Here is a 7,231-nt window from a genome sequence, read left to right as displayed (position 1 = left end):
ATTTCTAATGGAAAAAATTTTTCCATTAGAAATAACTAGGCAAACCGAACGCAAGTGAGGTACTAATAACAAAATTTAAGTGAAGTCAGCTGCTTTTTTATTCAACCTCAAAAAATTTGACACATACAGTAGGGAGAATGTTTTTCCTTCTCTTAAGCAATTATGGTATACTAAACGAAAATATTGCAGAGGAGCACAAACTCTTGAAAGAATTTGTTAAAAATTGGGGTCTGTTTATTTTTTTTGTATTACTATTTTTAAGCTTGCGTCTGTTCATCGTGACACCTGTTTCAGTTAAAGGACACTCGATGGATCCAACCTTGGACAATGGACAAAAACTGATCACTCTGAAAATGTTTACAGTCGAGCGCTTTGATATCATTACGACACAGGAACCAGATGATCTGGATAAATTAGCTGTCAAACGAGTGATTGGCATGCCGGGAGATACGGTTGAAATGAGCAATGATGTCCTGACGATCAATGGCGAGGTCGTTGAAGAACCGTATTTGGCAGACTACCAACAAAAATTTGCAGAGGACAGGCTTCAATCGGAGTATGCTTATGACGAAGGAAACCAAGCGACTGCAATGTTGGCACAGACCTTTACAGAGGACTTCTATAGTGAAGTGCCAGAGGGAAGCTACTTTGTTTTGGGAGACAACCGTCTGATCTCCAAAGACAGTCGCAGATTCGGCTTTGTGGAGGAATCGATGATCAAAGGGAAGGCGTTTCTTCGATACTGGCCCCTCAATGAGATCTCGCTGATCGAATAGCCCAAAGAAGCATTTTTATTGACACTGTTTTTTGGATACGATAAAGTACAGGAAATTGGAATATTATCCGCAGAAGAGAAGAGTAGTCTTGGAAGACTTTTTTAGAGAAATCCTGTCCGGTGAAAAGGATCAAGTGTGAGAAGATGAAGATGGTCTCTGAGGAAAATTGCCGATAGGTAGGCAATTTCGACTGGTTCAATCGTTAACTTGAACACCAATTTGTCAAAAAGTTGGGTAAAGGGAAGCGAGACTTCCGAAAAAAGGTGGTACCACGGTAATTCGTCCTTTTATCTGCATCGTCGTGCGGATAAAAGGACTTTTTTGTTTTTTAGGGGAAAACAAAGCATTAAGACAATAAAGGAGAATGACAATGAAAAAAGGATGGAAAACAGTAGTATCAGGGATTTTAACGGTAGGTGCGCTGGCGCTATTGGGTGCTTGCGGTTCAGGAAATACAGCTGACAGTGGAAGTGCTTCGGGCGATGAGCCAAGAGTTGTAAAGCTAGGGGTTGTTGGCGAAAGTAATGAAGCTTGGGAACACGTACAAAAAGAGCTGAAGGAAAATGAGAATATCGATTTAGAGATCGTGAAATTCACCGATTATCGTGCACCGATCACTTCTTTGGAAGATGGTTCGATCGATATGCACTCTACCTTGACAGAGATCTTTATGGATAATGTCAATGAAGAAGGCGGCTTCTCAAACACAACGATCGCTTATACATCATTGAATCCTTTAGGTATTTTTTCAAATAAAATCGGGGATATTTCTGAGCTAGAGGATGGCGCAACTGTAGCGATCCCGAACGATGTGTCTAATGAAAGTCGTGCCTTATTGCTGTTGCAAACAGCGGGTCTGATCGAGTTGGATGAAGCAGCTGGCTTGATGCCCTCAGTAAATGATGTGACTGCGAATCCCAAAAATCTACAATTCGAAATCTTAGATGCCAATCAAACGATTCGTGCCTTGGATGACGTGGATATTGCATGTGTGAATAATAACGTTGCTGTAGATGCTGGTTATATCCCTACGGAAACAGCGATTTATCTAGAACCTGTTGCAGAATCTTCACAGCCTTACTACAATGTAATCGCTGTGCGAGAAGATGAAAAGGATGAAGAAATTTATCAAACGATCGTTGACTACTATCAAACAGACGAAGTCAAAGAGATCATTGCTGAAGTAACTAAAGGATCAAGCGTACCAGTATGGTAAGGAGCAAATAAATGACGACAGAAAGACTGACTCTGGTTCAAGGGAAGAATAAAATCGAATTGCCAGCAGCGCAGGGAAATTGGGTCTTAGCCAAAGAACAAGGCTATTCACCAGTCCAAATGTTAGTAAGTGCTGTCGCTGCATGTGGCGGTTATGTCTATGAATCTGTTTTAGAAAATTCAAAGGTTCCCTTTTCTTTGAAAAAAATCGAGGTTCATTATACAAGAGACGATGAACGTCGCGCCCGTCCGATCCAGTCGATCCAGATTTGCTTTCATGCAGAAATAGCCGAGACGTATCAAAGCAAAGCGATTCGTTGTTTGAAGCTGGTGTCACCGAATTGTCCAGTGATCCAGTCGATCGATCCAGCGATTCAAGTCACGGAAACTGTCGAATTTATTTGAATGACAACTAGATTCATTTGATTAAAATACAAAGACTCCAGAAAACGCGTTTCCTAAACAAGGAAGCGCGTTTTTCCTATCTGTTGGGAGCGTGGGCTTTCACAACTTACGCCAGCTTTTTTTGTACTCACTGTTTGAATTCGGTATAATAGAGCATGGATAGGAGTCGTTGTATGAATAGAATAACTGCATTGTTAGAAGAAAAATTTGGCTATCGGACCTTTCGAAAAGGGCAAGAGGAAATCATCCGAGCTATTTTAAATAAAGAAGACGTATTGGGGATCATGCCGACCGGTGGCGGGAAATCGATCTGCTACCAGCTGCCTGCATTGGTTCTGGAAGGCTTGACGCTCGTAGTATCACCGTTGATCTCTTTGATGAAAGATCAGGTCGACAGTTTGAATGAAATGGGCATCCCGGCTACTTACATCAATAGTACGCTACAATTCCCAGAGATCCAACAACGTTTGGGGATGGCTGCCCGAGGAGAAGTCAAGCTGCTTTATGTGGCACCAGAGCGCTTGGAAACAGCGGACTTTCTCGAGCTATTGCGTCATGTCTCGATCGATTTGATTGCTGTCGATGAAGCCCATTGTATTTCACAATGGGGCCATGATTTTCGTCCCAGCTATTTAAAGCTAGCAGAGACGATTCGTTCCTTTGCTGAACGTCCAGTGATCGTGGCCTTGACCGCGACCGCCACACCAGAAGTAGCCGAAGATATTTGCCAATTATTGTCGATCGCGCCTGAAAATCAGGTGAAGACCGGCTTTGCCCGCGAAAATCTGGCTTTCCAAGTCGTGAAAGAACAAAAAGATGTTTATTTGCTGGAATATCTAAAAATGAATCAAGGTCAGTCTGGAATCATTTATGCCAGCACTCGTAAGGAAGCCGAACGAATCCATCATCTGCTGAAGCATCATCAAATTTCAGCGGGAATCTATCATGGCGGCCTGCGGGAACAGGAACGCTCTAAAAATCAGGAGGACTTTCTGTTTGATCGGATCCAGGTGATGGTCGCAACCAATGCCTTTGGGATGGGGATCAACAAAAGCAATGTTCGTTTTGTGATCCACGCACAGATTCCCGGTAATTTAGAATCCTATTATCAGGAAGCGGGGCGAGCTGGTCGAGATGGACTGCCAAGTGAGGCGGTCTTGCTGTATGCGCCCAATGATTTACAAATCCAACAATTTTTTATCGAACAGTCTGAATCCACGATCGAATACCAACAGAACGAATATTTAAAGCTGCGAGAAATGAATCAGTATGCCCATACCCAAATGTGTTTGCAGAGCTATATCTTGCGTTACTTTGGAGAGCAAGGAAGCGACTGTGGCAAATGCAGCAATTGTCTGGATGACCGTGAATCTGTTGATGTTACCTTGGAGACTCAAAAAGTCTTGTCTTGTGTCAAGCGAATGGGCGAACGTTTTGGCAAGTCACTGGTGGGCAAAGTGTTGACAGGTTCCAAAGATCAAAAAATCACACAATGGCGCTTTGACCAGCTATCTACTTATGGGTTGATGAAGGATTGGACGCAAAAAGAAGTCACGCAGCTGATCGATTATCTGACGGCAGAGCATTATTTGCTTCCATCAGAAGGACAATATCCCCTATTGTCGCTTTCTTCAGAAGGTGTCGAGGTTTTGTTAGGAAAGAGAAAAGTCTTTCGCAAACAGGCAACTGTGAAACAGCTAGTGGTGGATGATGATCTGTTTGAAGAATTACGAGCACTTCGACTAGAACTGGCCCAAGAGCAGCAGCTACCACCGTATGTGATTTTCTCCGACAAGACCTTGCGAGAGCTGGCCGAAAAACAGCCCCAGACCTCATTGGAATTTTTACAGATCAAGGGTGTAGGACAAAACAAATTAGAAAAATACGGCGAACGTTTTTTAGCTCTTTTACAAAAAAGATGAAGCAATAACCTCTTCTCACTGATTGGAGAAGAGGCTCTCTTTCAAGGTTGCATCAGAACTTTCAATTCTTCGCCAGTCATCGCTAAACGAAAGGCTTCCTCCCAATCTTCCAATGGTAGCACAGCTGAAACGATAGGCAACAGATCCATTTTTGTTTCTAACAACCATTCGATCGCCAACTGCCATGAACTTGGTTTTTGTGTCCGCGAACCGATATAGCAAATTTCTTTATGGATCAGATGATCCATGTTGATCGCGTTCATTGTTGTAGCAAACAGTCCTTCTTGAATCAAAATCCCTTTTTTCTTGATGATTTTCATTGCTTGATGTACCGCATGGATGCTACCGGAACATTCAAAGACCTGATCAGCACCGATTCCATTTGTCCAGTCCTCAACAAAGGCTTCCACATCATCTTCCTGTACCACCAGAGTATGTGTAACACCCAATTCTTTTACCAACGCCAGTCTTTTTTTGTCCCGAGCTGTACCAATCAATAGAACTTCGATATCTAAAGAAACTAATACGGCAGAAAGTAATGCCCCGATTGGACCGGGTCCGAAGACAGCGATTTTTTCTGCTGAAGAGACCACGGTCTTTTCCTTCACTGCATGAATACAGCAAGCAAGCGGCTCCAACATTGCAGCAACTTTAGTGTTGATCTCTTTCGGAATAAGATGGCATCTGGCTTCTTTTACCAGAACAAACTCCGCAAAGCTTCCATCTACCTGTGTCCCCAAGCCTTTTCGATGAGAACAAAGATTGTATTCTTGCTGTTTACAATAGGTGCATTTTTCACAAGTTTCAAACGTCGTTTCACTAACAAGAATGTCTCCTTCTTTATATAATGAAGCATTTTCACCAGCCTCAACGACCTCTCCAACGAATTCGTGCCCAAGTGTCAAGGGGATTTGCTTGTTATATTCCCCTTTAAATCCATGGATGTCAGATCCACAGATCCCAGTATACAATACCTGCAATTTCAATTCATTTTTGGCGGGAATAATCTCTCCCACGTCAGTTAGAGCCATTTGGTTGTAGCCTTCCGCTAATTTACGTAAAGCCTTCATAGTTAAGTTCCTTTCTGTTGTATCAATTGATTTGATGTTATTTTTTTCTTGTATTAGAGGTGGTATTGAATTATAATAATTAGTTTAGCATGGCTGTTATTTTTCCACTATCACAATTTTGTTGGAAGCGATATCAAAATGATTGGTCTTGTGAAAAATCTGAATATAGCGATAATTAGAAATGTAGAGGTGGTTGCATTGAATAGAAGAATCAACAAAATTTTATTGGACATCCTTAGAGAAAAAAGTGAAACCTTGCAAAGGTATGCAGAACTTTTTAATGTTTCTGAACAAACGATTCGAAACGACATCAAAGAAATCAATTTTTATTTAGAGAAAAAGCATGCGACTAAATTAATCATTGATGACACTGGATTCCTAAGAATGTCAAAAGAAGTCGATTTGAAGTCAGTCTTGAAAGCGTATGCAACTTTTCAGAATTATCGATTGTCCCAAGATGAAAGACGCACGATTCTAGCTTTACTTTTAATCACAAGCAGCGAATACATCACTACTTATTATCTTTCAGAATACGTTTTAGTTAGTCGAAACACATTAGTCAGTGACATTGAAGAAAGGTTGCGGCAGAAGTCATCAGTGGTAAGAACGTGGCCAAAGACTACCGGGGGATCCCAGCGATCTGTTTCACAGATCCCGAGATCGCCAGTGTGGGTCAAAACCTGGCGGAAGCCAAAGCCGCTGGCAAACAAGCCAAAACGGCGACTTTTCCTTTACAGGCCAATGGTCGTGCCTTGTCGTTAAATGCCACAGAAGGCTTTGTTCGTTTGGTCTTTGAAGAAGAGACCGAACTCCTTCTAGGCGGCCAGATCGTCGGTATAGGTGCCAGTGACCTGATCGCAGAAATCACCTTGGCGATCGAATTGTATTTGACCTTGGAGGACATTGCCTTGACGATCCACGGACATCCGACCTTATCGGAAACGATCATGGATGCGACCGAGATCGGTCTAGGATTACCAATCCATATGTAAAATCATAGACACTCAGAAAAATTTTTTCTGAGTGTCTATTTGTGTACGTGACAAAATTGTTCGTTTACTGTTTAAGAAAGCATGTCATAATTGAATGGTTGACTAACTAGAGAAGGAAGTGAATTTTATCAATCGAAATCAACTGAAACTAGCCATGATGTTTTTAATGGTCTTAGATCATATTCAGCCTTTTGTCTCACCAGAAGTAGCTGCGCTTTTTCATGTGCTAACAAGATGTGTGGGTGTTTTCTTTGCTTATATGTGTGTAGAGGGGATCCGTTATACAACAAATCAGGAGAAGTATCTAGCTCGACTATGGTTGGCGGGAGTAGGTATGCAACTAGGCAATGTCCTGTTGAATCGTTTTGTTTTTGCTGAAGCGTATCAAGTACATAACAATATTTTTCTGACATTAGCTATCGGGACTTCTATTTTGTATTTTATTCAGTATTTTAGTGAGACGGCGAGTTTGAGATCCAAGCTGTTGTATGGAACAGCGATTTTCTTTCTAGCTGTGATTGCCTTGTTGACAGAGGGAGGATTCATCCTAATTCCTTTCATGTTGATCTGTTATTTAGGAGTAGCTAACATCCGTCGGCGCAACGGGTGTCTGTTGCTGTTTTCACTTGTTTTGTTGTTGCTGAATTTTGTCAACTATGGAAATCTGTCGGATACCTTGCTGATGCTGATCTACAATTCAGATTTTTTATTGATCACGGTCGTGCCGATCTTAGCGGTGTATAATGGTGAAAAGGGAAGTAGTCGTCCAGCGGTGAAGTATCTGTTCTAATTCTTTTATCCGGTGCATTTATATGTGATTGCAGGTCTGGCAACGCTACTTTATAGTTGAG

Annotated in this window: 6 protein-coding genes, 2 pseudogenes and 1 other annotated feature; of the genes and pseudogenes, 7 read left to right on the top strand and 1 reads right to left on the bottom strand. The window is 41.9% G+C overall.

What is annotated here, in order from left to right; all coding sequences use genetic code 11:
- Positions 1-203: 203 nt before the first annotated feature.
- The 4 genes from lepB to recQ all read left to right on the top strand — a co-directional run bounded on the left by lepB (position 204) and on the right by recQ (position 4,318).
- Positions 204-776 (top strand): signal peptidase I, encoded by a 573-nt coding sequence (lepB, locus tag ACWODM_RS12610; protein WP_455321723.1) that lies wholly within the window; start codon positions 204-206, stop codon positions 774-776.
- A 61-nt stretch (positions 777-837) separates the two neighbouring features.
- Positions 838-1,066: a binding site (T-box leader), on the top strand.
- A gap of 80 nt (positions 1,067-1,146) precedes the next feature.
- Complete coding sequence (locus tag ACWODM_RS12605) at positions 1,147-1,992, top strand: MetQ/NlpA family ABC transporter substrate-binding protein (protein WP_455321722.1); 846 nt, start codon at positions 1,147-1,149, stop codon at positions 1,990-1,992.
- Positions 1,993-2,003: 11 nt separating this feature from the next.
- Entirely contained in the window at positions 2,004-2,396 is a 393-nt protein-coding gene (locus ACWODM_RS12600; RefSeq protein WP_455321721.1) for an OsmC family protein, read from the top strand.
- 173 nt (positions 2,397-2,569) lie between these two features.
- A complete protein-coding gene (recQ, locus tag ACWODM_RS12595) occupies positions 2,570-4,318 on the top strand; it encodes a DNA helicase RecQ (protein WP_455321720.1) in 1,749 nt (582 codons plus the stop codon).
- A 41-nt stretch (positions 4,319-4,359) separates the two neighbouring features.
- On the opposite strand, the gene ACWODM_RS12590 is transcribed toward recQ, so the two are convergent.
- Positions 4,360-5,388, bottom strand: a complete 1,029-nt coding sequence (locus tag ACWODM_RS12590) for an alcohol dehydrogenase catalytic domain-containing protein (RefSeq protein ID WP_455321719.1) — start codon at positions 5,386-5,388, stop codon at positions 4,360-4,362.
- A 138-nt stretch (positions 5,389-5,526) separates the two neighbouring features.
- Between ACWODM_RS12590 and ACWODM_RS12585 the strand changes: the two are divergent.
- From ACWODM_RS12585 to ACWODM_RS12575, 3 genes and pseudogenes are all read left to right on the top strand, one after another.
- Positions 5,527-5,697, top strand: a pseudogene (locus ACWODM_RS12585) (DeoR family transcriptional regulator); the annotation flags it as partial.
- A gap of 266 nt (positions 5,698-5,963) precedes the next feature.
- Positions 5,964-6,380: pseudogene (locus ACWODM_RS12580) on the top strand (dihydrolipoyl dehydrogenase); the annotation flags it as partial.
- A 118-nt stretch (positions 6,381-6,498) separates the two neighbouring features.
- A complete protein-coding gene (locus ACWODM_RS12575; protein ID WP_455321718.1) occupies positions 6,499-7,170 on the top strand; it encodes a TraX family protein in 672 nt (223 codons plus the stop codon).
- The last annotated feature ends 61 nt before the right edge of the window (positions 7,171-7,231 follow it).

Source organism: Enterococcus olivae (assembly GCF_053760925.1).
The sequence above is the reverse complement of the archived record's forward strand: the minus strand, read 5'-3'. Positions and strand labels throughout refer to the sequence as shown.

Coding starts and splice junctions, on each gene's coding strand:
- ACWODM_RS12605 (WP_455321722.1), top strand. CDS start 1,147: ATGAAAAAAGGATGGAAAACAGTAGTATCAGGGATTTTAACGGTAGGT.
- recQ (WP_455321720.1), top strand. CDS start 2,570: ATGAATAGAATAACTGCATTGTTAGAAGAAAAATTTGGCTATCGGACC.
- ACWODM_RS12600 (WP_455321721.1), top strand. CDS start 2,004: ATGACGACAGAAAGACTGACTCTGGTTCAAGGGAAGAATAAAATCGAA.
- ACWODM_RS12590 (WP_455321719.1), bottom strand. CDS start 5,388: ATGAAGGCTTTACGTAAATTAGCGGAAGGCTACAACCAAATGGCTCTA.